20 protein-coding genes are annotated in these 26505 nt (G+C 60.4%); 12 read left to right on the top strand and 8 right to left on the bottom strand.

What is annotated here, in order from left to right; all coding sequences use genetic code 11:
* Nucleotide 1 precedes the first annotated feature (1 nt).
* Together KJA79_RS19095 and KJA79_RS19090 are read left to right on the top strand one after the other, a co-directional pair.
* Nucleotides 2–382, top strand: a complete 381-nt coding sequence (locus KJA79_RS19095; RefSeq protein ID WP_213043685.1) for a PilZ domain-containing protein — start codon at nt 2–4, stop codon at nt 380–382.
* A gap of 227 nt (nt 383–609) precedes the next feature.
* Nucleotides 610–3798, top strand: a complete 3189-nt coding sequence (locus tag KJA79_RS19090) for a PAS domain S-box protein (protein WP_213043684.1) — start codon at nt 610–612, stop codon at nt 3796–3798.
* 60 nt (nt 3799–3858) lie between these two features.
* Here the strand turns inward: KJA79_RS19090 and KJA79_RS19085 are convergent, their stop codons facing one another.
* On the bottom strand, nt 3859–4239 hold the full coding sequence (locus KJA79_RS19085) for a response regulator (RefSeq protein WP_213043683.1): 381 nt from the start codon (nt 4237–4239) through the stop codon (nt 3859–3861).
* Between the two features lie 228 nt (nt 4240–4467).
* On the opposite strand from KJA79_RS19085, the gene pfp reads away from it, so the two are divergent.
* Nucleotides 4468–5733: a diphosphate--fructose-6-phosphate 1-phosphotransferase gene (pfp, locus tag KJA79_RS19080; protein WP_213043682.1), complete on the top strand. Its 1266-nt coding sequence runs from the start codon at nt 4468–4470 to the stop codon at nt 5731–5733.
* 50 nt (nt 5734–5783) lie between these two features.
* Nucleotides 5784–6746: an aldose 1-epimerase gene (locus tag KJA79_RS19075; protein ID WP_213043681.1), complete on the top strand. Its 963-nt coding sequence runs from the start codon at nt 5784–5786 to the stop codon at nt 6744–6746.
* A gap of 221 nt (nt 6747–6967) precedes the next feature.
* On the opposite strand, the gene KJA79_RS19070 is transcribed toward KJA79_RS19075, so the two are convergent.
* The 3 genes from KJA79_RS19070 to KJA79_RS19060 all read right to left on the bottom strand — a co-directional run bounded on the left by KJA79_RS19070 (nt 6968) and on the right by KJA79_RS19060 (nt 11528).
* Complete coding sequence (locus KJA79_RS19070; RefSeq protein WP_213043680.1) at nt 6968–8752, bottom strand: tetratricopeptide repeat protein; 1785 nt, start codon at nt 8750–8752, stop codon at nt 6968–6970.
* Nucleotides 8753–9005: 253 nt separating this feature from the next.
* Nucleotides 9006–10568, bottom strand: coding sequence for an AAA family ATPase (locus KJA79_RS19065; RefSeq protein ID WP_213043679.1), 1563 nt, complete (start codon nt 10566–10568; stop codon nt 9006–9008).
* Between the two features lie 99 nt (nt 10569–10667).
* Nucleotides 10668–11528, bottom strand: coding sequence for a DnaJ domain-containing protein (locus KJA79_RS19060; protein WP_213043678.1), 861 nt, complete (start codon nt 11526–11528; stop codon nt 10668–10670).
* 165 nt (nt 11529–11693) lie between these two features.
* On the opposite strand from KJA79_RS19060, the gene galE reads away from it, so the two are divergent.
* Both galE and KJA79_RS19050 read left to right on the top strand, forming a co-directional pair.
* The gene (galE, locus tag KJA79_RS19055; RefSeq protein WP_213043677.1) at nt 11694–12713 is read left to right on the top strand and encodes a UDP-glucose 4-epimerase GalE; all 1020 of its coding nucleotides are present in this window, start codon (nt 11694–11696) and stop codon (nt 12711–12713) included.
* A 77-nt stretch (nt 12714–12790) separates the two neighbouring features.
* Complete coding sequence (locus KJA79_RS19050; RefSeq protein WP_213043676.1) at nt 12791–14008, top strand: V-type ATP synthase subunit E family protein; 1218 nt, start codon at nt 12791–12793, stop codon at nt 14006–14008.
* Between the two features lie 28 nt (nt 14009–14036).
* Here the strand turns inward: KJA79_RS19050 and KJA79_RS19045 are convergent, their stop codons facing one another.
* Nucleotides 14037–14711, bottom strand: coding sequence for a hypothetical protein (locus tag KJA79_RS19045; RefSeq protein WP_213043675.1), 675 nt, complete (start codon nt 14709–14711; stop codon nt 14037–14039).
* A gap of 278 nt (nt 14712–14989) precedes the next feature.
* Here KJA79_RS19045 and KJA79_RS19040 point away from each other — a divergent pair, with 278 nt between their 5' ends.
* The 5 genes from KJA79_RS19040 (at nt 14990) to trmL (ending at nt 19742) form a co-directional block, all read left to right on the top strand.
* Nucleotides 14990–15589 (top strand): hypothetical protein, encoded by a 600-nt coding sequence (locus KJA79_RS19040; RefSeq protein WP_213043674.1) that lies wholly within the window; start codon nt 14990–14992, stop codon nt 15587–15589.
* 411 nt (nt 15590–16000) lie between these two features.
* The gene (locus KJA79_RS19035; RefSeq protein ID WP_213043673.1) at nt 16001–17062 is read left to right on the top strand and encodes a family 20 glycosylhydrolase; all 1062 of its coding nucleotides are present in this window, start codon (nt 16001–16003) and stop codon (nt 17060–17062) included.
* Between the two features lie 353 nt (nt 17063–17415).
* Nucleotides 17416–18507: a redox-regulated ATPase YchF gene (ychF, locus tag KJA79_RS19030; protein ID WP_213043672.1), complete on the top strand. Its 1092-nt coding sequence runs from the start codon at nt 17416–17418 to the stop codon at nt 18505–18507.
* 216 nt (nt 18508–18723) lie between these two features.
* On the top strand, nt 18724–19179 hold the full coding sequence (locus KJA79_RS19025) for a ferritin-like domain-containing protein (RefSeq protein ID WP_213043867.1): 456 nt from the start codon (nt 18724–18726) through the stop codon (nt 19177–19179).
* 98 nt (nt 19180–19277) lie between these two features.
* Nucleotides 19278–19742: a tRNA (uridine(34)/cytosine(34)/5-carboxymethylaminomethyluridine(34)-2'-O)-methyltransferase TrmL gene (gene trmL / locus KJA79_RS19020; RefSeq protein WP_213043671.1), complete on the top strand. Its 465-nt coding sequence runs from the start codon at nt 19278–19280 to the stop codon at nt 19740–19742.
* A 71-nt stretch (nt 19743–19813) separates the two neighbouring features.
* Here trmL and KJA79_RS19015 read toward each other — a convergent pair whose 3' ends face one another.
* Nucleotides 19814–21697 carry a potassium transporter Kup gene (locus tag KJA79_RS19015; protein ID WP_213043670.1) on the bottom strand — a complete coding sequence of 628 codons (1884 nt, stop codon included), beginning with the start codon at nt 21695–21697 and terminating at the stop codon, nt 19814–19816.
* A 311-nt stretch (nt 21698–22008) separates the two neighbouring features.
* Between KJA79_RS19015 and KJA79_RS19010 the strand changes: the two genes are divergently transcribed.
* Nucleotides 22009–24402 carry a Tex family protein gene (locus KJA79_RS19010; RefSeq protein WP_213043669.1) on the top strand — a complete coding sequence of 798 codons (2394 nt, stop codon included), beginning with the start codon at nt 22009–22011 and terminating at the stop codon, nt 24400–24402.
* Nucleotides 24403–24442: 40 nt separating this feature from the next.
* Here the strand turns inward: KJA79_RS19010 and KJA79_RS19005 are convergent, their stop codons facing one another.
* Both KJA79_RS19005 and KJA79_RS19000 read right to left on the bottom strand, forming a co-directional pair.
* Nucleotides 24443–25030, bottom strand: a complete 588-nt coding sequence (locus KJA79_RS19005; RefSeq protein WP_213043668.1) for a pyridoxamine 5'-phosphate oxidase family protein — start codon at nt 25028–25030, stop codon at nt 24443–24445.
* A gap of 114 nt (nt 25031–25144) precedes the next feature.
* Nucleotides 25145–26503, bottom strand: a complete 1359-nt coding sequence (locus tag KJA79_RS19000) for a sigma-54-dependent transcriptional regulator (RefSeq protein ID WP_213043667.1) — start codon at nt 26501–26503, stop codon at nt 25145–25147.
* Nucleotides 26504–26505: the final 2 nt, after the last annotated feature.

The raw sequence follows: 26505 nt of genomic DNA, 5'->3' as shown, positions 1-26505 counted from the left end.
CATGGCACCTCGTCGGTATGTGCGAACCTACTACCGGTTTCCGCTGCAGTACCCTGTGATCTTCGGGGGAGCGCCGTTTGTCGGCGAAGGGCGTTTAACCAACCTCTCCTTGAAAGGTTGTTCGGTGACGTGCGATCGGGAAGCCCTGTGCGGAAGCGAGGTGCGCGTGAGCATGTTGCTCAAGAACGAACCGCCGGCCTTGCCGGTTGAACTCGGCACCATCAAATGGGTCAAAGGGAATCAGTTCGGCGTGGAGTTTCAGCGCGTACCGGTGGATGCCCAGCAACGGCTGAATCGACTGCTGCGGCTGGAACTGATCGAATGGCTGGAGAAACGGCATCGTCCTAGTTCGTCATCCGGCTCGGCCAGTCAAAAGCATTAACATCCTGCCTCCCACGACTCGTTCTTCGTTCCACAAGACATGCCCTGTACTGGTCCACGGAGCCCAGATACGAGCATGCCTCCGTTGGATTCACTTGAAAGCGTGGAGTCCGTCGTTCGAATCCTGTACACTGTGGACCGTAGCGGCAGATACGGCTTTGCTGCGTCGCTTGAACGCCGGCAGCGCCGTCTTGCACAGCGTCGATGCATCGCTCGCCGATGGAGCCCATGGCTTCAGAACCGATCTCTCCACTCGCGAAGACGTTCGACGATTCCCGCCAAGGCCCGAGCTCCTGGTGGTCCTACCTTGCCACATGGAATCCCACTCTTTTGACGGCGGTCGTGCTCGGCATCGCGACCGGGCTACGGATGGCCCTCACCCCGCTCTGGGGATCGGGGTACACCTTCATTACGTACTATCCTACGATTATGTTCGTGGCGGTGGCCTGTGGGTGGCGCCATGGTACCGGTGCCACGCTGGTGTCGGCGGCCCTGTCCGCCTGGTTTTTTCTGGATGTTCAGGGATCGGCCCGTGAACAGCAAGCGGCCCTGGCCATCTTCATCGCCGCGAATCTCATCATCGTGTCCCTTTCCGAAGCGATCACACGGGCGCGCCTTCGCGCGCAGGCCGAGACCACGCAGGTGCGGGCTGAGGAACAGCAATTGAGGCTGGAAATCGAGGCTCGGGCTAAGGCGGAAGAACGGGTGCGCGCGAGCCAGCGCCAGATGCAATTTGTCACCGATCATGCTCCGGTACTCATTGCGCAATGCGGCACAGACTACCGGTACCGGTTCGTTAACCGGCAGTACGCGGAGTTACTGGGGCGAACTCCGGAGCAACTCATCGGTCGGCATCCGAGCGAGGTCCTGGCGGCGGAGGTCTACCAGCAGTCGGCGCCATACATGGCGGAAGCCCTCGCCGGGCGGCAGGTGCGATTCGATCAACAGTTCCCGGGCACCACCTCCGGCAACCGGCTCTTGCAAGTGACCTATGCGCCGGAATGCGACGAGCGGGGAACCGTCACGGGATGTATCGCGGCGATCGTCGATATTACCGAGCGAAAACGAGCGGAAGAGGCGCGTGCGATGCTGGCGGCCATTGTGGAGTCGTCGGAAGATGCCATCGTCAGCAAGGATTTGAATGGGATCATCACCAGCTGGAATCGAGGCGCTGAGCGACTATACGGATACAGTCAGGAGGAAGCGGTCGGGCGGCCGGTGACCATGCTGGTGCCGGAGGACCGGCTCGATCACGAGGTGCCGATTCTCGAACGAATCGGTCGGGGCGAGGCGGTTCAGCAATACGAAACCGAGCGCCGGAGAAAAGACGGCACGCGGATCCATATTGCCCTGACGGTGTCGGCCATTCGCAATGATGAGGGTCGGATCGTGGGAGTGTCGAAAGTCGCCCACGACATTACCGAACGCAAGCAGGCTGAGGCCGCGTTGCGGGAAAGTGAAGAACGGCTCCGTCTCTTCATCGAACATGCGCCTGCGGCGATCGCGATGTTCGACCGGCAGATGCGATATGTGGCGGTGAGCCGGCGGTGGCTGGCGGACTATGGCCTCGAAGGGGAGGTGTTGGGACGCAGTCACTATGACGTCTTTCCGGATGTTCCGGACGCATGGCGGAGGGCGCATCAGCAAGGCTTGGCTGGAGTGGTCATGCGTGCCGAGGAAGACCGGTTCGAGCGTTCAGACGGGACGGTCTTTTGGATTCGATGGGAGATTCACCCCTGGCGGGACAAATCAGGCGGCATCGGCGGCATCATTATTTTTGCCGAAGATATCACCGACGGAAGAATGGCGGAGCAGGCGCTGCGCGAAAGCGAAGCCCAGCATCGAGCCACCTTCGACAATGCGGCGGTCGGCATCGCGCATGTGGGGCTGGATGGACGCTGGCTGCGTTGCAACGATGCCGTCTGCGCACTGACCGGTTATTCACGAGCAGAACTGCTGGGTAAAACCTTTGCCGACATCACATACCCGGAGGACCTTGAGCCGGACTGGGCCGCAGTGCGCCGGTTGCTCGCCGGTGAGATCGAGACCTTCTCCATGGAAAAGCGCTACATCCGGAAAGACGGCTCGCTGATCTGGGTGCATTTGACCGTGTCCTTGCTGCGTGATGCGCAGGGCTGTCCCCAACATTTCATTTCGATCGTGCAGGATATCCAAAGCCGGAAGGAAGCCCAGTCGCAATTGCTGCAGCTCGCAGATGACTTGGAGCGGCGTGTCGAGGAACGAACGCGCGAATTGGCCGATTCGCAGGACAGGCTGCGTGCCCTGACGACCGACTTGAATCTTGCCGAGCATCGGATCCGCAAGCAGCTCGCCACCGATTTGCATGACTATCTCGCGCAGTTGCTGGTCCTGAGCCGTATCAAGTTGGGGCAGGCCAAATTAGAAGAGGTGACGCCGGCGGCGGCTCAGGCGATGACGGAAGTGCAAGAGGTGATGGATCAGGCGTTGGCCTATACGAGGACGTTGGTGGCGCAGCTCAGCCCTCCGATTCTGAATGAATTCGGTCTGCTGATGGCGCTGCGGTGGCTGGCGGATCGGATGCAGCGTGAGCTGACAGTGGTGCTGGAGTCGGAGACGACGACGGAGAGTCTTCCGTTGTCCGAGGAACAAGCGGTGCTGCTGTTTCAGTCCGTCCGCGAACTCTTAATGAATATCGTGAAGCATGCGGGGACGAATGAAGCCCGGATCACGGTGGCCCAGTCTGGAGCATCCCTGTCTATCACGGTGTCCGACCGCGGCGCCGGTTGCGATCTGGTGGCGGCCGAAACAGGACTCGAGACAGGGTTTGGGTTGTTCAGCATTCGCGAGCGGATGAAGGCCCTGGGGGGGTCGTTTGACGTGCAGTCGGTGCCGGGTGAAGGCACGATCGCCGTCATGACCTTGCCCTTGGATCGTCAAACTCTACCCACCGCAGAACGTGTAGACGAGGCGGCTGCGAGGGCGGCCCTCACTGAAGCGTGGTCTCACGAAGCAGGGACGCCCGGAGTCCAGCAATCGGACCACGTGGCCTCGCTCGTGCGTCCGAAGATTCGGGTGTTGCTGGTGGACGATCATCAGATGTTGCGCCAGGGTCTCCGGGCTATCGTCAACGGGCATCCGCAACTCGAGGTGGTCGGAGAGGCAGGGGACGGGTTGGAGGCCATCGAGTTGGTGCGTACGCTGAAGCCCAGCGTGGTGGTGATGGACGTCAACATGCCCCGGTGCGACGGGGTGCAGGCGACCAGGCGGATCAAGGAGGAATCTCCGGAGATCCAGATTCTGGCCTTGTCCATGCACAATTCGGCGGACATGTTTGAGCGTATGAAGCAGGCCGGCGCCTGTGGGTATCTGACCAAGGAGAGCGCAGGGGGACAGTTGTGCAAGGCAATCGTTGAAGCGACGGTCAGTACGCGCTAGCCGGCATTGGCTCTTGCCGTCGGCATCCGCCGGAGGGGAAGCCGTCGGTGTTGTGGTGCGTCACGTTGCGGCTACCGGGGGGGGCAGTTGTTCGGCCAGCACGTCGAAAATCTTCTCCGGCACCAGTTCCTTCGGCAGGAATGCATTGGCCCCGACGGCCCGCAAGGCCGCCTCGACTTCCCGACTGGTGTGGCAGGACATCCCGATCACGACGGTATTCGGGAGGAGCGCTCGGATGCGTCGTGTGGCTTCGACACCATCCATGCGTGCCATGCCTACGTCCATCAGTACCACCGCAGGGCGAAGGGTCTGAGCCAGTTGTGAGGCAGCGATGCCGTCGGCCGCTTCGCCGATGACCTGAAACCCCGGCCGTTTGTTCAAGATGGTCCGCAAGGTGTCTCGCAGTTGCAGGTTGTCGTCGACGACGAGGATGTCGATCATGAAGCGCCTCAGTCGGGTGGAGAGAAGGACTGTCATAGGTAGGCTAACACAAGTCCGACAGGACACGAACGATATTGTGGAAGTCGCCGTTCTTGACGGGCCTCCCGGCGCAGTGTAGGGTCCCGTCAGGTTTCCCCGGGTCGGACAGCAGCACGACCGGCGCCACGCGTGGCGCCGGGACAGCGGCATTGGCAGAAGTCGGCGGATGAGAGAGGAGCAGGAGTACATATGGGAACAGGTGAGCGACGACCGGTTGTGGCAATCTTAGTCGGTGGCGGGCCGGCCCCCGGGATTAACAGCGTCATAGGCGCCGCGACGATCCGCAGTATTCTTGGCGGGTGCGACGTGATCGGGATTCAAGACGGCTTCAAGTGGATCATGACGGGCAAGAAGGACAAGGTGAAGCGCCTGTCTATCGAGGATATCAGCCGCATCCATTTCAGCGGCGGTTCCTGCCTGGGCACTGCGCGCGCCAATCCGACGCAAAAGCCGGAATCCCTCGATGCTTGCCTGGACAGCCTCGACGCGTTGGGCGTGACGAGGCTGATCACGATCGGCGGGGACGATACGGCGTTCTCCGCGCTTAAGCTGGAGCAACGAGCGCAAGGACGCCTGCAGGTCGTGCATGTGCCGAAAACAATCGACAACGACCTCGATCTGCCGCACGGGATCCCGACGTTCGGATTTCAGACGGCCCGGCACATCGGTGTGGAGTTGGTCAAAAGCTTGATGGTCGATGCGGAGACGACCTCTCGCTGGTATTTCGTGGTGACCATGGGCCGCAAGGCCGGCCATCTGGCCTTAGGCATCGGCAAGGCCGCCGGTGCGACGTTGACGATCATTCCGGAAGAGTTTCGCCGGAAGCCCATTCGCCTGAAAACTCTGGTGGATATCCTGGTGGCGGCCTTTATCAAGCGACTGGCGGCCGGTCGTTCGGACGGAGTGGCGGTGCTGGCGGAAGGGCTGGTCGAATTTCTCGATCAACAAGACTTGAACGGGCTGGAAGATGTCGAGCGTGACCAGCATGGGCATGTGCGCCTGGCCGAGGTCAATTTCGGCGTCGTGCTGAAACGCGCGGTGGAAGGGGAACTGCGGACCTTCGGCGTGAAGACCACCATCGTCGAGAAAAACATCGGCTATGAGCTGCGGTGCGCGGACCCGATTTCGTTCGACATGGAATATACCAGGGATCTTGGCTATTGCGCGGCGCAGTTTCTGCTGGAGGGCGGCAACGCCGCAATGGTGTCGATTCAAAACGGACGGTTTATCCCGATACCATTCAGTGACATTTTGGATCCGGCGACCGGCCGCACCAGAGTGCGCATGGTGGACGTCGAGTCGGAGTCGTACGTCATCGCTCGACGCTATATGATTCGCCTCTCCCAGGAAGACCTGAGCCACCCGCAGGACGTGGTACGTTTGGCGACAGCGGCGGGCATGGCTGAAGACGATTTCCGCAAACGGTTCCAGTATCTGATGGACAAGGATGTGTAAGACCGGCCGCGCCGACAATGTGAGAAGGCCGAGGCATCTCCGGAGGTGTGATGGCGACAAGCCTCAGTCCTGATACGGAAATTCAACTCACCTTCGAGCGACAGCGGGCCTGGCTGTCCCCCTGGGGCGCATCATTGCGGCGCTACGCCGTGGTGAATGCCGACGGCAGTGAAACCGACCTCGTCTGGGGCTATTCCAGTGGCGCGAACAAGAAAGGCGGGCAGGGGGATGTGCTCATTCCCTTTCCAGGCCGCGTGGCCGAGGGGCGTTATAGTTTCGACGGGCAGACCCTGCAACTCGAACGGAACGATAAGGAAGGTCCGAACGCGATCCATGGATTCGTGCGTGCCCTGCCGTGGGCGGTGCAGCAGGCCGGACCGAGTGAGGTGACGTGTGAAGTTCGCTTGGATGCGGCGACCTACGGCCCCCGGGGGTATCCCTTTTCGCTGCTGATCGGAGTGTCGTATCGCCTTGATGCTCAGGGCCTGACCTGCGCTTTTTCGGTGCAGAATGTCGGACGGTCGACGGCACCGGTCGGAGTGGGGTTCCATCCCTATTTCACCGTGGGAACGCCGCAGGTCGATCTGGCGGAGGCGAAGATTCCGGCGACCGGTTATCTGGAATTTAACGAGAGGCTCCTGCCGACGGGCAGGGTGCTGGATGCACGTGGAACCGAGTGGGACTTCCGCCAGTATCGAGCAGTCGGTTCACGCCGGTTCAACCATTGTTACCTGGGCTTGGAGCGAGGCCCGGACGGCCTGGCCACGGCCTCACTGCGCCACCCGGCGACCGGAGTCACGATCGACGTCGTGATGGACCAGGCCTTCTCTGCGATTGTCGTCTATACCGGTGACGCGATCGCCGACGCGCCACGGCGAGCCCTGGCGATCGAGCCGATGACCTGCGCGACCGACGCCTTTAACCACCCCGAGTGGGGGCTGACACGACTACTCCCCGGCGAGACGTTCACCGGCCGATACCGGATGACTGCGAGCCTGGGCTCACGCAAGTAGAACCGGTTACCGTTGTTGTGCCTGGGCCAGTAGCCCGCATTATTCATAACGGTTCGTCGCGAACTCGCCAAGCCGCGTCGTGAGACCGGCGCGCGGAGCCGTGAGGTCCCGAGGCATATTCGTGCAGTACGTCGAGGGGCCGAGGGGCGAGCCCGCCGGCCGCAGGCTTGTCAGAACAGCGGATTGGTGAGTGCAGCAGAAGTATTCATGAATAATGCGGGCTAGGACGGCCTGCTTGGTTCAATGATGCGGAATCGTACTTCATCGACCTGCGTATAGGCCGACGTCTCTTCTCCCGCGAATAACCCGCATCGATAGAGGCCCGGTGTCCATCCCGTGGCCGGGCGCTGGAGCAGGAAATAACCGGACTGGTCGTTGGTCGACATGATCAGGCGGTCTTGCGCCACAGCGGGTTGCGCACCGGTTAATTCGGCTTTCTCCTTGAAGCAACGCGCGGCAAGGGGAACCTCGTCATACGACGCGGTCACCAATCCAAAAACGAGATAGATGTCGGGCTGACTGGCGGAGAAGCTGATTCCAGGGTCCAGCGGAATAAAATCATGGGCGCCGGTCGGGGAATCATCGCGCATGACCCTCTGGGCCGGGATGACAAATCGGAACCAGGCAAAGTCCGCGTCGCGACCGACCAGTGAGGCCGCCGCGTCCAGCGTGTTTTGTGGTTGCAAGTGCTCCCTCGCCTTCGCCGCCAGTTCGGCCTCCGGTGGGGTTGATACGGTGGCAGCCGCCGCCTGCGCCGCCGCTGCTGCCGCCTCAGCTTCGGCCTCGACCTCTTTGGCAAACTCCGGAACATGCGGTCGAATCTTGTCCAACCAACGCGTCAGCATGGCTTTGTTCAAGACGCGGGTGCCGGAAGGCAGCTGGACTTCCCTTGTGGATTTCTCAAATTCGACGGTCGCGTTATAGAGGGTCTTGAATTGCATGTAGGCTTCTTCCCAGCGGCCAAGTTCTACCAGGCACTGGCCCATGCGAAAAGCCGTCGTCGTATGTTCCTCGTCGGTCGCATCGAATTCGACCGCGGGCGGAGCAAAGGCGACGGCCTCTTTACACCGACCAAGCCCCATCAGGATTAAGCTCAAGTGCTGGTTGGCAAGCGGATCCATTGGATTGAGGCGCAAGAGTTCTCGATACACCGGTTCGGCTTCTTGAAATCGTCCGGCTTCGAAGAGCCGGTACCCCTCGGCGCGAATCATCGACCAGTCCCGCAGTTGCTTCGGGTTCGCATCCGGCGTCATCACCGGGGCAAACCGTCGGCCCCGTTCCGTGGAGCCAAAGAATACCGTGAGCAGATTCTTGGCGGACAGCTCCAGCGGGGAGCCGGGTGTCACCCGTTCGAGCACGAATTGCACGTCCCGCTCCGCGCCCTCGTAATCCAGAATGTCGAACCGTGCCCGGGCCAGCGCCAAGCGCCAGTTGAGCATGTCCGGTCCGAGTTCCACCGCTTTCTTCACGGCCTCGAAGGCTTCTTCCAGCCGGTCCAGTTTCCGGAGTTCCCGCGCGAGTCGTAAATACATGAGCGGGTTGTGCGGGTCGATCTCGGCAATGTGCTGGAGTTCGGTGATGGCTTCCTCGACATGTCCCGACCGCACCAGCACGCTCCATTTGGCCCAACGGACGTTCAAGGCGGCGGGAAGACTTGCGAGGACCGCGTCATAGGATTGAAGCGCCGCTTCTGTGTGCCGTGAGGTGGCCAACATGTCTCCACGGAGTTGATGCAGCGCGAGGGCGTTGGGGTGGTCCTGAAGACCCTGATTGAGAATATCGAGCGCGAGATCGAGCGTGCCCTGTTCCCAGGCTGCCTTGGCATGCTGAGCGATTTGCCCTTCCGACTGCGGGGGCTCGGTCGCAAGCGCCGGAGTCGCCGCACCGATCGCACAGGAGAGGAGGAGCAGCAGTGAGAACAATCTCAAAAGATGAAGATGTGCCGCCGCATTCGTCTTGCGATTCGTTCGGGGAAAGACTGTCTCGAACGTTGTGTATGTGTTCATGAGGTGTATCTCTGGTAAAGGTGAACCGAGTATTTCCGCATCTTCAACCATTAGAGGCACCGTCGGCCGGAAGGATTCGTGCTCGATCGGGCCCCCGCCCGTAACGATCCATCTTACTGTATGAAGGACGGTGGCTGCGAGATGGCCCTATGGGATCGCGCGGCATTGAAGGCGACTGGCCGGGGCAGGGGATGAGCTCCCGATGCGCGTCAGGACGGCGATGGTCAGCCGCGTGCAGAGCTGGCGGCATGGCTCAGCGAACGTTGACGAATCGGCCCTGGGCCATGGCCCGGAGGTGATTGATCTCCTCGCTCCTGGTGACGGAGAGCGGGACGGTCTGAGTCAGTTCCTCCAGCAAGAGGTCGGTGGTCAGCGGTTGCTTGCGGTGCAAGGCGCGATAGAGGGCGGCGACCACGGCCTGTTCGATCTCCGATCCGCTGAAGCCTGTACTGGCCTCGACGATCTGGCTCAGATCGAATCGGGTACGGTCCTGCTTGCGGAGGCCCAGGTGAATGGTCCAAATGGCCGTGCGTTCTGTGGCGTCCGGCAGGTCTACGAAGAAGATCTCGTCGAACCGGCCTTTGCGCAGCAGTTCCGGCGGCAGCAACGTGAGGTTGTTGGCCGTGGCGACGACAAAGACATCCTGGCGCTTCTCTTGAAGCCAGGTCAGAAACGCCCCGAAGAGGCGCCGGCTCAGGCCCGCGTCTGCGTCACCGCTTCCACCACCAGCCACCATGGCTTTTTCAATCTCATCGATCCAGAGCACGATCGGCGAGAGCGACTCAGCCAGGTCGATTGCCTTGCGAAAGTTCTTCTCCGACTCGCCGACATATTTGTCGAACAATCGACCTGCGTCGAGTTTCAGCAGCGGTAGCTGCCATTCACGTGCAATCGCTTTGGCTGCCAGCGATTTGCCGCAGCCGGGGACCCCCACCAACATGATGCCACGCGGTGGGCTCAGGTTGAGGGCTTTTGCTTCCGCCGTGAAGCCCACTTTCGCCCGTTCCAACCAGGATTTCAAATTGACGAACCCGCCCAACTCGAAGCGATTGTCTTCCAGCGGATAATATTCAAGCAGGCCCCCATCCTTAATCGCCTGGACCTTTCGTTTCACGATGGTGTGCACGTCGTCCGCGGAGAGGGTCCCGTCTTCGACGATGCATTGGGTGATGACCTGACGGGCCTGATGGAGAGTCAATCCCTGTAGTGCGCGGAGGATCGCGTCTCGTTCCTGTGCGGAGGGCCCGCTGTCCGCTGCCTTGGATGTGCTCATGGAATTGAGCAGGCTCTGTACGACGGTTGTCGAGGGTGGGCGACGAGCGGCCGTTCTGGTGCCCAACGACTGGAGGACAGTCTGGAGCATCGCCTGCAGTTCATCACGACCCGGCAGGTGCAGGTCAAGCCGGACGGCGATGTGTTCCAGATCGGGAGGCAGGGTAATAGGATGGCCGGTCAACAGACACGTGGCTCGGGAGCGGCCATAGGCGGCGGCCACCTCGCGCAGCTGGCGAGCCGCGGCGGCGTCCTGGAGGTGCGGCGTCAAATCTTTGAGCCAGAAGATCGCTTCGACAGTTAATCCGTTGAGATGCTGGAGGAGCGCCGACGGAGCGGCGGTGAGCTTGTTGATGGTCTGGGAGTCGTCGCACCGCGTCAGGCCGCGGGTGATCGACCATTCGAACAGCGGCATCCGTTCTTGCGCCGCCACGGATTGGACGAGGGCGAACACGCGCTCTTCCTCCACTGTTTCGATCACGATGAGCGGATGGGCGGAGCGAATCAGAGTACGGAGATCGTGCACGCTGGTGGAGGCTGGCATAGATGCGACATGCTATCACGAGGTCGACACCTCACCAAGCAAAGGGGTGATTGCGGGCTAGAGTGATGGGATTCGCAGGAGGATGTGTTCGGCATTCTGTCAGGCATCGTTTTCCGTGAGGCACCGACCGAGGCCCTGTTGTTCGGCGAGGTGGTATGCGTAATGGATCGCCGCAAGATTCGCCACCCGTTCCTCGGCGTCTTCGCGACTCTCTGCATGGACAATCTGTATCCCGAATCGGGCCGTGATGGAATCGAGAAAATCTATCAAGCCATTGCGATGATACTGCCCCAGTCGTCCGCCACCGCGGTTGTACTGAATGGCGCCTTCGATGACGAGAAACCGGTGGGGGATCGCGCGGAGCGGTTCGAGTTCGCGGAGAAATTGCGGACGGTTGTCGGACGGATTCGAAAAAATGGTATTGAACTCTTCCGCGCGCCGGCGTTCGACGCGGAAGATATCAGGCGCTTCCGCGATGGCGTAGTCCCCGGCGGGCAGGGCTTGTGTCCGCGTTCCGGCGATCCGGATGAGTCCCTTGAATGCATAGGGCAGCGTTTCGTGTACATCGACGAGAAGATGGATGGCGGGGACCATGATTTTCGGATGACTGAACCGGGTCACGTTCAGCATCGTTTGTGGTCCTCGCAACTCCTGGCGTGGGCGTGCGGCCGGTTGCGGACGAGCCGCCGGAGAAGGACGCGGAGGGGGAGGCGCGGCAGACGGATGGTGTCTCTCGGCATCATAGCGGGCGCGGGAGGACGAGTCGCTGAGCGTTTGATAGGCTTGATTGATCAATTGGGTGCGGGTTTCGGCTTTTCGGTGCAGCGTGGGCGAATGCACAAAGCGATCGGGATGCCACACCTGCATCTGTTCATGCCAGGCGCGCTTAATCTCAGTCTCCGTCGCGTCGGAAGCAAGTTCCAGGATCGCGTAGTAGTCGGTGGTGCGTCTGTGCTGCATTGGTGTCCCTGTCCGATCGAAGTGTAGCGGAGTGCGATGGAAAACAGCTAGCCCGCATGATGCTGGGCGTGGCGTTGCGATCTGCCATTGTGTGAGCTTTCGAGGCGGTGTATCGTAGGTCGGAAGAGGTCAGGTTTTCTTTTCATCTCAGCGGAGGCGAGGCGCATGATCTTGGTGACGGGGGGTGCCGGCTATATCGGTTCGCATACCTGTGTGGAACTGCTCAATGCCGGCTCGGCGGTGACGGTGTTCGATAACTTTTCCAACAGCCATCCTGAGGCCTTGGCGCGCGTGCAACGGATCACCGGGAAATCTCTTCGCGTGGTGCGTGGCGACCTTCGGGATCGGGCGGCCCTGGTCGCGGCTCTTCGGGAGAGTGGGGCCACGTCAGTCATCCATTTTGCCGGGTTGAAGGCAGTGGGTGAATCGGTTGAACAGCCGCTGTCCTATTACGACAACAACGTGGCGGGCTCCCTGCGTCTGTTGGAAGCGATGAAAGAGTGCGGAGTGACCAAACTCGTTTTCAGTTCTTCCGCGACCGTGTATGGCGAGCCGCAGCGCTTGCCATTGACCGAGGACCACCCCCTGTCCGCGACTAATCCCTATGGCCGGACGAAGTTGGTGGTGGAAGAGATGTTGCGCGACGTGCAGCGGAGCGACGCATCGTGGCGGATCTGTATCCTGCGCTACTTCAACCCAGTCGGGGCCCATACCAGCGGCTTGATCGGCGAAGACCCCCAGGGCATGCCGAACAACCTGCTGCCGTTTGTGGCGCAGGTGGCGGTCGGTCGGCGCGAACATCTGAACGTATGGGGAAATGATTATGCCACCCCGGACGGCACCGGAGTTCGCGACTACATTCACGTGGTAGACCTGGCGCTCGGGCATCTGAAGGCCTTGGATGCGCTGGGTCGATGGGAGCGCCCTGGTGAATGTTTGACGGTGAATCTGGGCACCGGGAACGGATACAGCGTGCTGGACATCGTCCGTGCCTTTGAGAAGGCCAGCGGGAAGCCGGTACCTTACAAGGTTGCGCCCAGGCGACCTGGCGATGTGGCCTCCTGTTATGCCGATCCGGGGTATGCACTCAAATCGTTGGAGTGGCGGGCCGCTCGCGGGTTGGACGAGATGTGTGCCGATGCCTGGCGCTGGCAGCGCACCAATCCCAACGGCTACGCGGGCTGAGCGCCCAGGCTTGGGTGTGAGACAGTGTGCCTGCTCGTGTCTGCGTTGCGCTATCGATGGGGGCGTAGAAGGACACCATGAAACGAGTATCAGGCGATTCCCAACGGAGACATGGCGTCCACGCACCGGTTCATCGACCGCTCTGGGTAATCGGCATCGGGGTGACGGTTGCCGGGCTCCTGCTCGTAGTTCGCGCGCAGGCAGATCATCGAGAGCATGCGCCCCATGCCGACTCGCGGGGGCACGTGGTCACAGGAGAGGGGCGGGCCATTCCCGGTGCTGCCTTTCGCGTCTTTTGGGGCACGGGCAAGGAAACGCTTGAAGCGAGTGGATTGACGGCCGATGATCAGGCCGCAGCCATGCAGACCGTGGTGGATGCCTTTGCCCTCATGTTGCAGCATAGAGTCGACTATCCGCGCTTTGATGAAAGTCTCACGAAAGCGGCGCTCAAGCAGGTAGTGATCGAACCCCTCGTGGTCAATGACGAGGGGAAGACCTTTCCCTTTCTCGTCACTCGCACCAAAGAACCGGGGCAGGTCATCCTGTTGATCAACGCCGCCTCGCTCAAAGAGAAGGGATACCTCCATCATCCGGACAGCCTGGCCCCGGTACTGGCGAGAGAGTTTCAATGGGTCGTCAGTAAAGCCGATACTGCGCCCAAGGCCAAGATGCTTGCGGCGGAACGTGATCTGAAGACAGCGCCCATCCGGACGGACCAGGAGATCGCAGAACTCTCCGGGGAGGAACGGACGCAGTTGCTTCAGGCCCTCTTTGAGACCTACCTAAAAACGGTCGACGATCTCAAAAGTCTCGACGGCCAACCCTATTATGAAGTCGGCGCGAAGACTCCGGTTCCGCCGACACAGCAGGATTCGACGACCAAACTGTACGAGATTCGGGTTCGGGACGCGCTACAGCACATCGTACGGGAGCCGTACTTCCAAAAGCATACGCCGAAGGCGGTCATACACTTGCTCAATGGAAGGGTGTGGACGGTGGCCTTTGTGAAGATTGATCAGCGCGATTGGGCGACTCGCACGAGAGTCCTGCCGGAGGAGAAGGCGGTGGTGGTCGGCGTGCGAAACCAACGGGTGCAGCCGGCCGCCGTTCTGGTGAATGTCCATCGCATGGCCGCGCCGGACGATCCTTTTTATGCGGACACACAAGGGCTACCGATGGGCGCGTTGTCCACCGATCAGCTGGCCCGCGTGATTGCGCTGGAGATTCAGCAGAATATTCAAGAAAAGTCTCTGAGCGGCCACACCGCCCAGGATGCACTCACGACTCCCAAGTGAGCCGCGGGACTACGGAGGTGTCCGCGGTCTAGGGCGCGATGGCTTGGACTGAGCCGTCCTTCGTGTAGCTGACACTTTCCACCTGAAACGATGGGGATTCGATGGGAGGTATCGACACGCCTTGCAGGTGGCTCGGCCGCAAGCGGATGCTCTGGATCACGCGCGCAAACAGCGCGTCGTCGTCGCTGTTGTGGCGTATTTTCGAGAGATGCAGGTTGGCGTAGACATGCCCCTCCGCCATGCAGGCATAGACGCTCTTTTGGTCCAGATGCACCCCGTGAACACGATGCAAGGTATATTCAAGCGTTTGCACAGCGGGCGCGGTGGTCAGCACGATGTCATGGCCCCGGCTGACGGCCGGACCCCGACGCAGCTGACGCAATCTATCGACGCACCCGGCAGCGGAGGCCTTGCCCTGTATCGGCTCCATCGCAATCGAGAGGTTCAAGCCGGTAGCCGGATGTGAGACGGTGATGTAGCGCCGCCCGTCCGGCTTGATCTGATCCCGTTCGATCCGGAATCCCTGAAACTCGATGGCCAGCTCAACACTGCTCATCGACTCCACCATAGCCATGTGGCGCACGTCCGACTCTGCAAAGGCCGGCGGCATGCCGATCGCTCCCACAAGCCATGCCATGCAGAGACTGAGTGCCGAGTACGAGAAGCTCTTCCGGTGGGTGGTCGCGGTGTGTCGCGTGGTCATGGTTGCTCCTTCGTGCGAAAGTGTCGGTACGTAGGGTCAGTGTAGGTCGAACCGAAGCGCCTCCCAAGCGAATTGCTCATTCCTGCGTCATTCGGCGCGGAATGTTACGTAGGGAACCACCCTCGAGCAGGCCGCGGGGTGTATCAACCGGTTGTGGAATGGGAAAAGGTTTTGGCGGCGCAACCGTTGCCGGTACACTGGTGGAGGCAAGTGGTCTCTTCCTACGCTCAGGCCCGTACGTATCGATCATGTCGCCACTCCCCCGACCTCGTCCCGCTGTGAACTGGTTTTGTGCCGGTGCGGCCCTGTCCACCCTGTGCTTCTGGTGTCTGTCGTCCTGGTTCACCATCGTCAACGACTGGCTGGGCTTGCGGATCACATACGACACCAGACCCTGGTGGCTGGTGTCCGCGATGACGACTGTGTCTCTGCTGCCCTGGCTGTCGTTGGGACTGATCGTGCTGCTCAGGCGCTGGCGGGGTCCTGCTTACGGGGCGACGGCCTTCGGTTCAGGGATCGTGGCGCCGTATCTCCTCGCGCTGGGATGCCTGGTTCTTCTGCCGACCCTGGACGATCACTGGCATCGGCGCGGATTTGATTCTGCTGCCTGGAAGGCGAATCAGGCGGCCGATCCGCTCTGGCCTGATCGTCTTTGCATGGTCGATGATCTGCTCGCAAGAGTCACATTCGTCGGTCTGTCACAGGAGCGTGTTGTAGAACTGCTCGGACCTGGTGACAGGGGCCCTCTCTCGAACGGGTGGAACGCGGTCTATTGGCTGGGGCCCCAGCGAGGAGCGTTCCGGATGGACGAGGAGGTGCTGGCTCTGCGGTTTGGTCCCGAAGGTCTGGTGGTGGAGTACCGAATCCTGCTCGACTAGCGGCGCCGTTGGGAATCCCGCTGCCGTCGCCACACGTCCTTCCTTGCCGCCCCCCTCCGTGCCATGCCTTCTCACATCGGCAAGTCGCCGAGCCTCCGGTCGTCGCTGCCGGTCGGGTGAGGCAACTCTGAGCGGAGTCGTGCACCTTCTGTAGTCGGACTCCATTGCGGTGTCCTACGTTGTTCTACAAGTGTAGGTAAATCGCCTCGATCGCTGTTTTCCTGTCCCTCTCGTCTTGACCTCACCTATGTCTGCGTGTATTTTCGCGGCCTAATTTTTCTCGTGATACGTATTCTTGCGTTGTTTTCACGATCGAGTTGAGGGAGTGAGTAGGGGCAGGTCTCTACTCGCCGGGGTGTGGCGATCTCTGCTAACTATCAGCGGCCACTCCGTGTCGATTGGGAGGGATAAATGAGCCGTGTTGTCGGACTCTTGTGTGTGCTGGTGGCCCTCTGGGCCAGATTCGGATCGGGAGGTGCGGCGGCAGAGTCCTCGCCAGGATCCGGTGAAGGGACGATGCGAATCATGCATGTCGCCCTGGCCGGGGCTGTGCCGCTGGAGCGCGCGCGTGGGTTGGTCAATGAGGCACAGGCGGCGGGATTCACGGCGATTCAGGTCGTGTTGACGGATGGGGTGCAGTTCAACCATGCGCCCTGGAAGCCGGCGAAGGGCGCATGGACCAAAGCGGAATTTCTCTCCTGGGCCGCTTATGCCCGCGCTCACGGATTGGACGTGATTCCGGAGGTCAAACTGCTGACCCACCAGGAGCAGTTCTTTCAAAAGCGCTATCCCAACCTGATGTTTAATTCCGTGTCCTATGATCCACGGAAAGATGCGACCTATACGGTGGTATTTGCGTTTCTTGATGAGGTGATCGAGACCCTGCATCCTAAAGCGATCCATATCGGACATGAGGAGGCGTTTGGATGGACCGTCGGGCAGGTGTCGAAATGGCTGAAATTCGGGGAAGTCATGATTCCCGCGGACCTCTTCCTAGGTGATGTGCGGCGGGTTCATGCGTATCTGACGGCGAAGGGCATCGCGACGTGGATGTGGGCCGACATGCTCTTAAGTCCGGCAGAGTTTCCCGGCCTCCCGACGCGACATCTTCACGGGGTGGCAGACGGCTACGGCAAACCGCTCCGCGACCAGATTCCACGGGACATTGTGATGTGTGAATGGCACTATGGCGAGACGCTGGCGCAGTTTCCATCAATGGCTGCGATGCAGGGGGAGGGATTTCGTGTGATCGGCGCGACCTGGAAAAGGGAGGAGGCCATGCGCAGTTTCAGCCGGTATGCCTTGTCCAGGCATGCCTATGGCTTGATGGCGACGACCTGGTTCCATCTGCAGCAGAACGACATTGAGTTAGTCAGGTGGATTATCCAGGCATCTGGAGCGCTTTTCCGCAATCCTGATGCGGTCGTGCCGCCTATGCCCGCCTCCGTCGGCGCGCCAGACGGACGCGGGTAGGAGACCGGCCCCCGCACCTGTCTCTGACGGGCCAACGAGATGCGTGTCCCGATATCGATCCCGTCGTGAACTTTCCCGACCACACGCCATTCTCCGGTAGTTCGTGGTCCTCTTCGAATGTCTCCAAGCCGTTGATGACCATGCCGGCCTGGACGTTGCTGTAATCCCCCACCTACACGTGTTGGCCGCTATCGACACGAACCGAGGCGCCGGGTGCGGTAAAGATACGGGAGTGGACCACACCGGCCTGGAACACGTAGAATGCGCCTCCGCACTGTCCTCCTCTGGGTGACTGCGCCGGGCGGAGCTACGCGGTTTTGAACCAATCGTCTACTGACCAGGAAGGGATCGTCATGAGTGTGAAATGCGGAATCGTCGGGCTGCCGAACGTAGGCAAGTCCACCCTCTTTAATGCGCTCACCAAATCAGGGATTGCGGCGGAGAACTATCCGTTTTGCACGATCGAGCCGAATATCGGGATTGTCGAAGTGCCGGATGCGCGGATGCAGGCGCTGGCCGATATCGTGAAGCCGCAACGCATGCAGTATGCCACGACCGAGTTTGTGGACATTGCGGGGTTGGTGGCAGGGGCTTCCAAGGGCGAAGGGTTGGGGAACCAGTTCCTCGCCAACATTCGAGAAACCGATGGGATCGTGAACGTCGTGCGCTGCTTCGAAGACGACAATGTGGTGCATGTGGCAGGCAAGGTCGATCCGATTTCCGATATTGCCACCATCGTGACCGAGCTTGCGTTGGCTGACTTGACGACGGTCGAAAAGGCGCAGGAACGGAACGTGAAACTCATTCGCTCGGGTGACAAAGATGCCGCCAAGCTGGGCGAGTTGCTCGTACAGGTGGCGGCTTGTCTGAACGAGGGGAAGCCGGCCCGGACGTTGAAACTCGATCCAGCGCAGCGGGCCCTGCTCAAACCCCTGTGCTTGCTGACGATGAAACCGGTGATGTATGTAGCCAATGTGTCGGAAAAGGGTTTTACCAACAATCCGCTGCTGACCCGTGTGGAAGAGTATGCGGCACAGGAAGGCGCGCCGGTGGTGGCCATTTGCGCAGCTTTGGAGTCGGAAATCGCCGTGCTGTCCGACGAGGAGAAGCAGGAATTCCTGGCCGATATCGGGATGAAGGAGCCGGGATTGAATCGTCTTATCCGTGCGGCCTATCAACTGCTCGGGCTTCAGACGTACTTTACGGCGGGCGTGAAAGAAGTTCGCGCCTGGACCATTCATATCGGCGACACTGCGCCGCAGGCCGCAGGCGTCATTCACGGTGACTTCGAAAAGGGGTTCATCCGGGCGGAAGTGATCGGGTACGACGACTACATCGCCTGTAAGGGGGAAGCGGGCGCGAAGGAAAAAGGCAAGATGCGGCTGGAAGGGAAGGAGTACGTCGTGCGCGACGGAGACGTGATGCACTTCCGCTTCAACGTCTAGCGGGGTGGTGACAAACCCTACGCCGCCACCAGGAACGGATTGGTGCGCACGGTGACGGACCGGATCTGGATGCCCTGCAGGCTGTTGAGAACGGTCGTCCAGCAAGGCCTCTGAGCGACGCGAGAACGCCGCTGGCGGCCTTTGTCAACGGCCTGCTAGCTGAGTGTTATGACCATGTTATGAGACAGTAAATGCTTGTCTGATTGGAGATCGATGATGAACGAACAAGACACAACGCGCGCGGTAGGCATTCTTAATCGGATCATGGAACTTGAGCTGGCCGGTGTGGTCCGGTACACGCATTATGCGCTCATGATTTACGGGTACAACCGGATTCCGATCGTGTCGTGGCTAAAGGGCAATGCGGATGAGAGCCTGGCCCATGCGCACAAGGCCGGCGAACTGGTGACGCTACTGGGCGGGCATCCGTCGCTGAAAATCGGGACCCTGCTCGAAACTGAAAAGCACGATATCGGGGATATTTTGCGGGAGAGCCTGGAGCATGAGAAGGCCGCCGTCGCGTCTTACTACGAGCTGCTGAAGCTGGCGGAGGGCAAGTCGGTCTTGCTGGAAGAATACGCCCGGGAAATGATCGTGGGTGAAGAGCTCCATCTCGATGAAGTGAATAAGATGCTGCGCAAATCGGGCGATGTGCAAGCCTTTCGTTCCTGACCACTGAGTGACGGGAGGGTGTGGGTTGTCCGGGCGACCGGCCGGCTCTCCCCTCCGCTCGCGGCTGACGATCACACTTCATCCATTCCTCAGTCTCCATGTTTGATGTCATTCTGTATCAGCCGGAAATTCCTCCGAACACCGGCAACATCATCCGGCTCTGCGCCAATACCGGCGCGAGACTGCATCTCGTCAAACCGCTGGGTTTTACGTTGGAAGACAAGCAGCTGCTGCGGGCCGGACTCGACTACCATGAATTCGCCACGATCACGGTGCATGAGAACTGGGAGATCTGTCTGAAACAGTTCGCGGATCGCCGACTGTTCGCCGTCTCGACCAAGGGGAGGCAACGGTATGATCTGGTTCGCTATGCAGAGGGTGATGTGTTTGTATTCGGGCCGGAAAGTCGAGGACTACCGGCGGAGATTCTCGGCGGTGTGTCCGATCAGCAACGCATCCGTGTGCCGATGGTGCCAGGCAGCCGCAGCCTGAACCTCTCCAATTCGGTGGCGGTGGTGCTGTATGAGGCCTGGAGGCAGGCTGAGTTCGGACAGTGCCAGTGATGTTCTCAAACCTGCCTCTTGCCCTCCTCGAAGGCCAGATGGATTGTTTCAGGACAGGGTGTGTCGGACAGTCAAATCTCCAGTACCAATCCGATCTCAACGACCTGTTCCGACGGCAGATGGAAGTAGGAACTGGCGCGCTGGGTATTGCGCGACAACAACACAAAGAGTTTTTCCCGCCAGATCGCCATACCCGGCTTCGGGGTCGCTAAAAACGTAATCCTGCTCAGGAAGAAGGTCGTGTCCTGTATCGGCAGCACATGACCATGCACGGCAAGCTGCGTGAGCACGCGCGGAATGTCCGGGGTTTCCATGAACCCGCAACGGGCGATCACTTGAAAAAGACCCTCTGGGACGATGGTGATCTCCAGCGGCGCCCCTGCCGGAACAAACGGCACATGTTCCGTGCGAACGGTGAGCACATACACGCGCTTGTGCAAGGTTTTGTTATGCCGGACATTCTGCAACAGGGCCGGCGGCGTAATGTCGGGATGTTGCGAGAGGAATACGGCTTGCCCCGCGGTTCGGTATTCTACCTTCGGCAGGACTTCGCCGACGAACTCCCGCAACGGGGGAAACTGGACACGGAGGTGTTCGGCGACGATCGCACGCCCTCGCGCCCAGGTGCTCATCACCGTAAAAATCGCTGCCCCGAGGAGCAGTGGAAACCATCCGCCATGAGGAATCTTCTGCGCATTCGCGAGGAAAAACGCGAGGTCGATACAGAGAAATGCTCCTACCGCCATGACCGCGGGCGTCGCGCTCCATCCCAAATGACTGCGAGTGACGCGGTACATCAGTAACGTGGTGATGATCATGGATCCCGAGACAGCGATGCCATAGGCCGCGGCCAGATTGCTAGACGATCCGAACGAGAGGATCAGCGCGACGGTGCCGACGAACATCAGCCAGTTCAGGAGGGCGAAATAGATTTGACCATGCTGCTCCGCGGAGGTGTGCGTAATTCTGAGCGGCGGAAGATAGCCGAGTTGCACGGCTTGCAAGGTCAGTGAGAAGGCCCCGGACAACATTGCCTGCGATGCGATGATCGTCGCCATGGTCGCCAGCGCAATCAGCGGATAGAGCATCCAGTCCGGAGCCAGGTGATAAAAGGGGTTGGCGAGCGCCGCCGGGTCGCGCATCAAGAGCGCACCCTGGCCGAAATACTGGAGCAGCAGAGCCGGCAACGCGACCGCGAACCAGCCCAGTTGTATCGGATGACGGCCGAAATGTCCCATGTCTGCGTACAGGGCCTCGGCTCCTGTGAGCACCAGAAAGACACTACCTAGTACGAGGAAGCCGATGCCGGCATGGTGGATAAGAAACGTGGCGGCATAGAGCGGATTGGCGGCGAACAGCACCGCCGGCGTTTGGATCAGACTGTGCAGCCCGAGCAAGGCCAAGGCGGCGAACCAGACCAGCATGATGGGGCCGAAGACGCTTCCCAACGCTCCGGAACCGCGGCGCTGGAGAGTGAAGAGCAGGGCAACGAGGCCGACGGTAATGGGAAGCACATAGGGAGTGAACACATCGGTGGCCAGCGTCAGCCCTTCCACCGCGCTGAGAACGGAAATCGCCGGCGTGATGATGCCATCGCTGTACAGAAAGGCCACGCCGACCAGCCCCAGAGACACGACCAGGCTCAATCCCTTACGGAGGTTGACCGGATGTGACCGTTGGCTGAGCGCCATGAGCGCCAGCATGCCCCCTTCTCCGTCGTTATCGGCCTTCATGACAAAGAGCAGATACTTCACCGTGACGACAAGCACGAGCGACCACACGATCAAGGAGAGGATACCCAGTACGTTGTCCGGCGTGACCGCGAGTCCGTGCGATTCATGAAAGCACTCACGCAGGGCATAGAGCGGGCTGGTGCCGATGTCTCCATAGACTACCCCCATGGCGGCTATGGTGAGGGATGCGGAAGCGGATGAAGGCTGCAGGTGTTTCTGCATACGTGGGACGCCGGGTGCCAAGGGTCGGTCATTGAAGCGGCTGCCCGGTGGCGAAGGCGACTATACCATGTCCCAACGATGAATGCCGGTGCAGCCAGCGCGCAGCGAGAATGGCGGCCTTCTCGCGACAGGCACGAGGTACGTTCCGGCCTGGAAGTTCCTCGAAGCTTCTGCTAAATTCCGACCCGTCATCACAAGGGCATCGCCATCGCGCCGCCCGAACTCGTCCACTTCATCTGATGAGAAAGCCTCTGAGCCCGGTTGGATGTGATCCGGCCACGCCTCGCTTTCGGAAAGCCTGTTAGACGCCTATGACTGCCTCCACAACGCCGACTATTTCAGCCGAAGCCCAGCAACGTATCGTCGATCTGCTCGCCAAAGAACTCGGCGTCACCTCACCGCAAGTATCGGCCGCGGTCACCCTGCTGGATGGTGGCGCGACAGTGCCCTTCATTGCGCGGTATCGCAAAGAAGCCACCAATAATCTGGATGACACGCATCTCCGTACATTGGAAGAACGGCTTCTGTATCTGCGCGAATTGGAAGAGCGGCGGCAGGCGATCCTGGCGTCGATTGAAGAACAGGGCAAGCTGACCGATGAGCTACGTCGCGCAATCGAACAGACAGCGACGAAACAGGCGGTTGAAGACATTTATCTGCCGTTTAAGCCCAAACGCCGAACCAAGGCGCAGATTGCGCGGGAGGCCGGGCTGGAGCCGTTGGCAAACGCGCTGTTGGCCGATCCTACGCTGGATCCTGAACAGGAAGCGGTGAAGTATGTGAAGGTCATGGCCGCAGCGGAAGGTGTCGAGGCGGTCAACGTGCCCGATGCGAAGGCTGCATTGGAAGGCGCGCGCGACATTCTGGTCGAACGATTCGCTGAAACCGCCGACCTCCTCGCCATCCTGCGCATGAAATTGTGGAATGAAGGGATTGTCACATCGACAGTCCTTCCAGGCAAAGAAACAGCGGAAGAAGAAAAATTCCGTGATTATTACGCCTATTCCGAAACCATTCGCACGATTCCGTCACATCGAGCCCTGGCGATGTTCCGGGGCCGGACGCTGGGGGTGCTGAAACTAGACCTTGGCCTGGGCGAAACCCTCGATGCTCAAGTGCCGCATCCCTGCGCAGCGCTCATTGCGTCTCATTTTGGCATTGAGAACCGCGGGCGGCGCGCCGACAAATGGCTCAACGATGTTTGTTACTGGGCCTGGCGGGTGAAGGTGCATCTCCATCTCAGCACCGAGTTATTGCTCCAGGTGCGTGAGGCAGCGGAAGCGGAGGCGATCAAGATCTTTGGCCGCAATCTCCATGAGCTCCTGCTTGCCGCACCGGCAGGTCCCAAGGCTGTACTCGGGCTCGACCCCGGTATCCGCACCGGGTGCAAAGTTGCGGTAGTGGATGCCACCGGAAAACTCCTCGAGACCACCACGATCTATCCGCATCAGCCTCGCAATGACTGGCAGGGGGCGCTGGCAATCCTCGTCGACTTGGTGATCAGGCATGGGGTGGAACTGATTTCGATCGGCAACGGTACCGCCAGTCGTGAGACGGACAAGCTGGCTGTTGAGGTGATCAAGATGGTGGCCGAACGGAATCCGGAGCAGAAGGTCGCCAAAATCGTGGTGAGCGAAGCGGGAGCCTCCGTCTATTCCGCCTCGGCCTTTGCCGCGGCGGAGTTTCCCACGCTGGATGTCAGTCTGCGCGGAGCCGTCTCGATCGCCAGGCGGTTGCAGGACCCATTGGCCGAACTGGTGAAGATCGATCCCAAGTCTATCGGGGTCGGGCAGTATCAACACGACGTCAACCAGCGGGCGCTGGCGCGATCACTCGACGCGACCGTCGAAGATTGCGTCAATGCCGTCGGCGTGGATGTGAATACCGCGTCGGCTCCGCTGTTGGCGAGAGTGTCCGGCCTGAATCGAGTGCTGGCGCAGAATATCGTCGAGTATCGAGATGCACACGGTCCGTTCCCGAATCGAATGACGATTCGAAAGGTTCCGCGTTTGGGCGAGAAGACCTTTGAGCAGGCGGCCGGATTTTTGCGAATCAATAACGGCGACAATCCCTTGGATCGTTCCGCCGTCCATCCCGAGGCCTATCCCGTGGTCGAGCGCATGTTGGCGCGTTTGAATAAAAGCATCGCCGAAGTCATGGGGAAGCCGACCGTGTTGAAAGATCTCTCGCCGGCGGACTTCACCAACGAGACATTCGGCTTGCCTACGGTTCGCGATATCCTGTCGGAATTGGAAAAGCCCGGCCGTGATCCTCGTCCGGAATTTAAGACGGCGACCTTTCGGGACGGAGTGGAGTCATTGGCAGATTTGCAGCCCGGAATGGTGCTCGAAGGCGTGGTGACCAATGTCGCGGCGTTCGGAGCCTTCGTTGATATCGGCGTGCATCAAGATGGGCTCGTGCATGTGTCGGCATTGGCGAACAAGTTCGTGAAGGATCCACACGAGGTCGTGAAACCGGGCCAGATCGTGAAAGTGAAAGTATTGTCCGTCGATGTGCCGCGGCAGCGGATTTCGTTGACCATGCGGATGGATGATGGGGCGGCGACATCCCCGCAGCCTGATTCCCGTACCGGTGGTCCCCGCGACCGCCGTCCCGCGGATTCCTCACGGGCGGCGGCCAAAAATTCTCAACCGGTCAATGCGTTTGCCCTGGCGATGGCGCGCGCCCAACAGAAAAAAACATGATCGCCTGCCGGTGCGCAGGCTGTGGAGTCGGTCGTGTCGTCTAGGGTTTGCTCTTGAAGAAGTTGCCCCCTTTGAGGCGTTCGTCGTCGGTGCCCCACACGATGTGTTTCTCACGTCTCGCGAGGAGCGGCACGTGTTTGGAGCAATGGATGTAGGCCTCTTCCACCTGGATCAGAATCCAGGCCTTCGGCGTTGGTCCCGCGTCATGAGGATCGAGCGTCAGTTGGGGAACGGCCGCCATGTCCTGAGGATCCAGGACCCTCGCGCTGCCGTTCACATGCAGCCCCACCGTCGTCTGAAAGTAATCCAGAAACACCATCCCGATATGCGGGTTCTCCAGTAAATTCCCCACGCTCGCCAACACGCCGTTGCCCCGGTACTCCGGATACGCCAGCGTCCTGTCATCCAACACATGCACGAATCCCGGCGTGCCGGCGCGAAATGAACAGTCGCAGTTACCACGCGCATCCGCAGTCGCGATATAGACCATCTCCATGCGGGCGATGAATTCCCGCATGGACTGATTCAGATAGGCCAAGACTTGATGCTCGTAAAACGCCGCAGCGCGGACGGATGTCCCGAATCGTGCCTGAGCCTGTTGTTCGCCAGAGGAGCCAGGACCTGTCATAGATGTCGCTCCTTTCCCATCAGAGTGTCGACGGAGGATGCCGGTCGGGCTATTGTCCGTCAGTGAGGGGGGCGCTGTCGATGTGCTGGGCGAGATCGCCGGAAGACTCCGGCGCTACCGGTCCGCGTCGTATTTCTTCAGTTTGGTGAGGAGGGTTTTGTAATCGATCCGGAGGATCTGCGCGGCCTTGCTCTTGTTGCCGTCGCTCGCCTTCATGACGTGCTCGATATGTAGGCGTTCCACCTCATCGAGCGGGACGAGAGGCTGGTCATCGGCAGGAGACTTGGCCGACGAATGAGGCAGTACCTGCAGGACTTCTTCGCCGGTGATCGGCCCACGGTTCGGACTCATGAGCACGACCCGCTCGACGACGTTGCGCAATTCGCGAATGTTTCCAGGCCAGGGATAGGCGGTCAGGGCCCTCAGGCTTTCGGTCGTGAGGGTTCTGGTCGTGGCGCCGGGGAGGCGAAGCGTCTCCAGGATATGGGCGGCCAGCAGGCGGATGTCCTCCGGCCGTTCCCGCAGCGGCGGCACACGCAGCGTGACGGTATTGATGCGATAGAGCAGGTCATCGCGAAACCGGCCCTGGAATACCAATTCCTGAAGGTCTCTGTTGGTGGCGCAGATGATACGAACATCGGCCCGAAGTGTGCGTGTACTGCCGACAGGACGGTATTCGTTCCGATCCAGAAAGCGCAGCAGGCCTACCTGCATGGGGCCCGGCATTTCTCCCACTTCATCCAGAAACAACGAACCACCCTCGGCAGCGGCGATGAGGCCTGGCTTGGCCGTGGTGGCGCCGGTGAACGCGCCCTTTTCGTAGCCGAACAATTCACTTTCCAGCAACTCGCGGCTGACGGCCCCGCAATTAATGGCGATACAGGGGCCAGCAGCCCGGCGGCTCTGCGCGTGCAAGAGGCGCGCGACCACTTCTTTTCCTGAACCGGTTTCGCCCTGGATAAGAACCGGCGCTTGCGAGGGCGCCACCTGCGCAATCTGGGTCTCCAGCGTGTGCCAGGCCCGGCTGATTCCCTTGACCACGGACTCTTGGCGATAACCGCCATGCCGCGCCGCCAGATTTTCACGGCGAAGTTCGCGTACGGTGCGCAGTTTGGCCAGTGCCGCCTTCACGGCCGTGCCATCGAACGGTGTGTCTTTGATCAGGAAATCCCAGGCCCCGTCCTTGATGGCCGCCACGGCGTCCCTGACGTCACCATGACCGGTCAAGACGATGACATCCACATCCGCTTGGTGGTCCTTCACCCAGCGCAGCACCGCGCGTCCATCGACGCCGGGCATTCGCAGATCGGTGATGACACAGTCGAAGTCGCCGGTGCGAAGCAGATCGAGACCCTCCTGTCCGCCACCGGCGGTCCGCGTGTCGCATCCTTCCTCGCGGAGCGCCTGCTCGACGACCAGGCGGACAAATTCTTCGTCATCGATGATGAGGGTGCGGATGCGTTCTCTCCTCATGG

The organism is Nitrospira defluvii (genome assembly GCF_905220995.1).
Lineage (GTDB): Bacteria > Nitrospirota > Nitrospiria > Nitrospirales > Nitrospiraceae > Nitrospira_A > Nitrospira_A defluvii_C.
Note: the sequence above shows the minus strand (reverse complement) of the source record. Positions and strands in the feature narration are given on the sequence as shown.

Excerpts from the sequence above, each read along its gene's own strand:
- pfp (WP_213043682.1), top strand. The coding sequence starts at position 4,468 with ATGGGAACAGGTGAGCGACGACCGGTTGTGGCAATCTTAGTCGGTGGC.
- KJA79_RS19000 (WP_213043667.1), bottom strand. The coding sequence starts at position 26,503 with ATGAGGAGAGAACGCATCCGCACCCTCATCATCGATGACGAAGAATTT.
- KJA79_RS19045 (WP_213043675.1), bottom strand. The coding sequence starts at position 14,711 with ATGACCACGCGACACACCGCGACCACCCACCGGAAGAGCTTCTCGTAC.
- KJA79_RS19060 (WP_213043678.1), bottom strand. The coding sequence starts at position 11,528 with ATGCAGCACAGACGCACCACCGACTACTACGCGATCCTGGAACTTGCT.
- trmL (WP_213043671.1), top strand. The coding sequence starts at position 19,278 with ATGTTTGATGTCATTCTGTATCAGCCGGAAATTCCTCCGAACACCGGC.
- KJA79_RS19035 (WP_213043673.1), top strand. The coding sequence starts at position 16,001 with ATGAGCCGTGTTGTCGGACTCTTGTGTGTGCTGGTGGCCCTCTGGGCC.
- KJA79_RS19015 (WP_213043670.1), bottom strand. The coding sequence starts at position 21,697 with ATGCAGAAACACCTGCAGCCTTCATCCGCTTCCGCATCCCTCACCATA.
- KJA79_RS19025 (WP_213043867.1), top strand. The coding sequence starts at position 18,724 with ATGAACGAACAAGACACAACGCGCGCGGTAGGCATTCTTAATCGGATC.
- KJA79_RS19070 (WP_213043680.1), bottom strand. The coding sequence starts at position 8,752 with ATGAACACATACACAACGTTCGAGACAGTCTTTCCCCGAACGAATCGC.
- KJA79_RS19065 (WP_213043679.1), bottom strand. The coding sequence starts at position 10,568 with ATGCCAGCCTCCACCAGCGTGCACGATCTCCGTACTCTGATTCGCTCC.
- KJA79_RS19050 (WP_213043676.1), top strand. The coding sequence starts at position 12,791 with ATGAAACGAGTATCAGGCGATTCCCAACGGAGACATGGCGTCCACGCA.
- KJA79_RS19005 (WP_213043668.1), bottom strand. The coding sequence starts at position 25,030 with ATGACAGGTCCTGGCTCCTCTGGCGAACAACAGGCTCAGGCACGATTC.
- galE (WP_213043677.1), top strand. The coding sequence starts at position 11,694 with ATGATCTTGGTGACGGGGGGTGCCGGCTATATCGGTTCGCATACCTGT.
- KJA79_RS19095 (WP_213043685.1), top strand. The coding sequence starts at position 2 with ATGGCACCTCGTCGGTATGTGCGAACCTACTACCGGTTTCCGCTGCAG.
- KJA79_RS19010 (WP_213043669.1), top strand. The coding sequence starts at position 22,009 with ATGACTGCCTCCACAACGCCGACTATTTCAGCCGAAGCCCAGCAACGT.
- ychF (WP_213043672.1), top strand. The coding sequence starts at position 17,416 with ATGAGTGTGAAATGCGGAATCGTCGGGCTGCCGAACGTAGGCAAGTCC.
- KJA79_RS19090 (WP_213043684.1), top strand. The coding sequence starts at position 610 with ATGGCTTCAGAACCGATCTCTCCACTCGCGAAGACGTTCGACGATTCC.
- KJA79_RS19085 (WP_213043683.1), bottom strand. The coding sequence starts at position 4,239 with ATGATCGACATCCTCGTCGTCGACGACAACCTGCAACTGCGAGACACC.
- KJA79_RS19075 (WP_213043681.1), top strand. The coding sequence starts at position 5,784 with ATGGCGACAAGCCTCAGTCCTGATACGGAAATTCAACTCACCTTCGAG.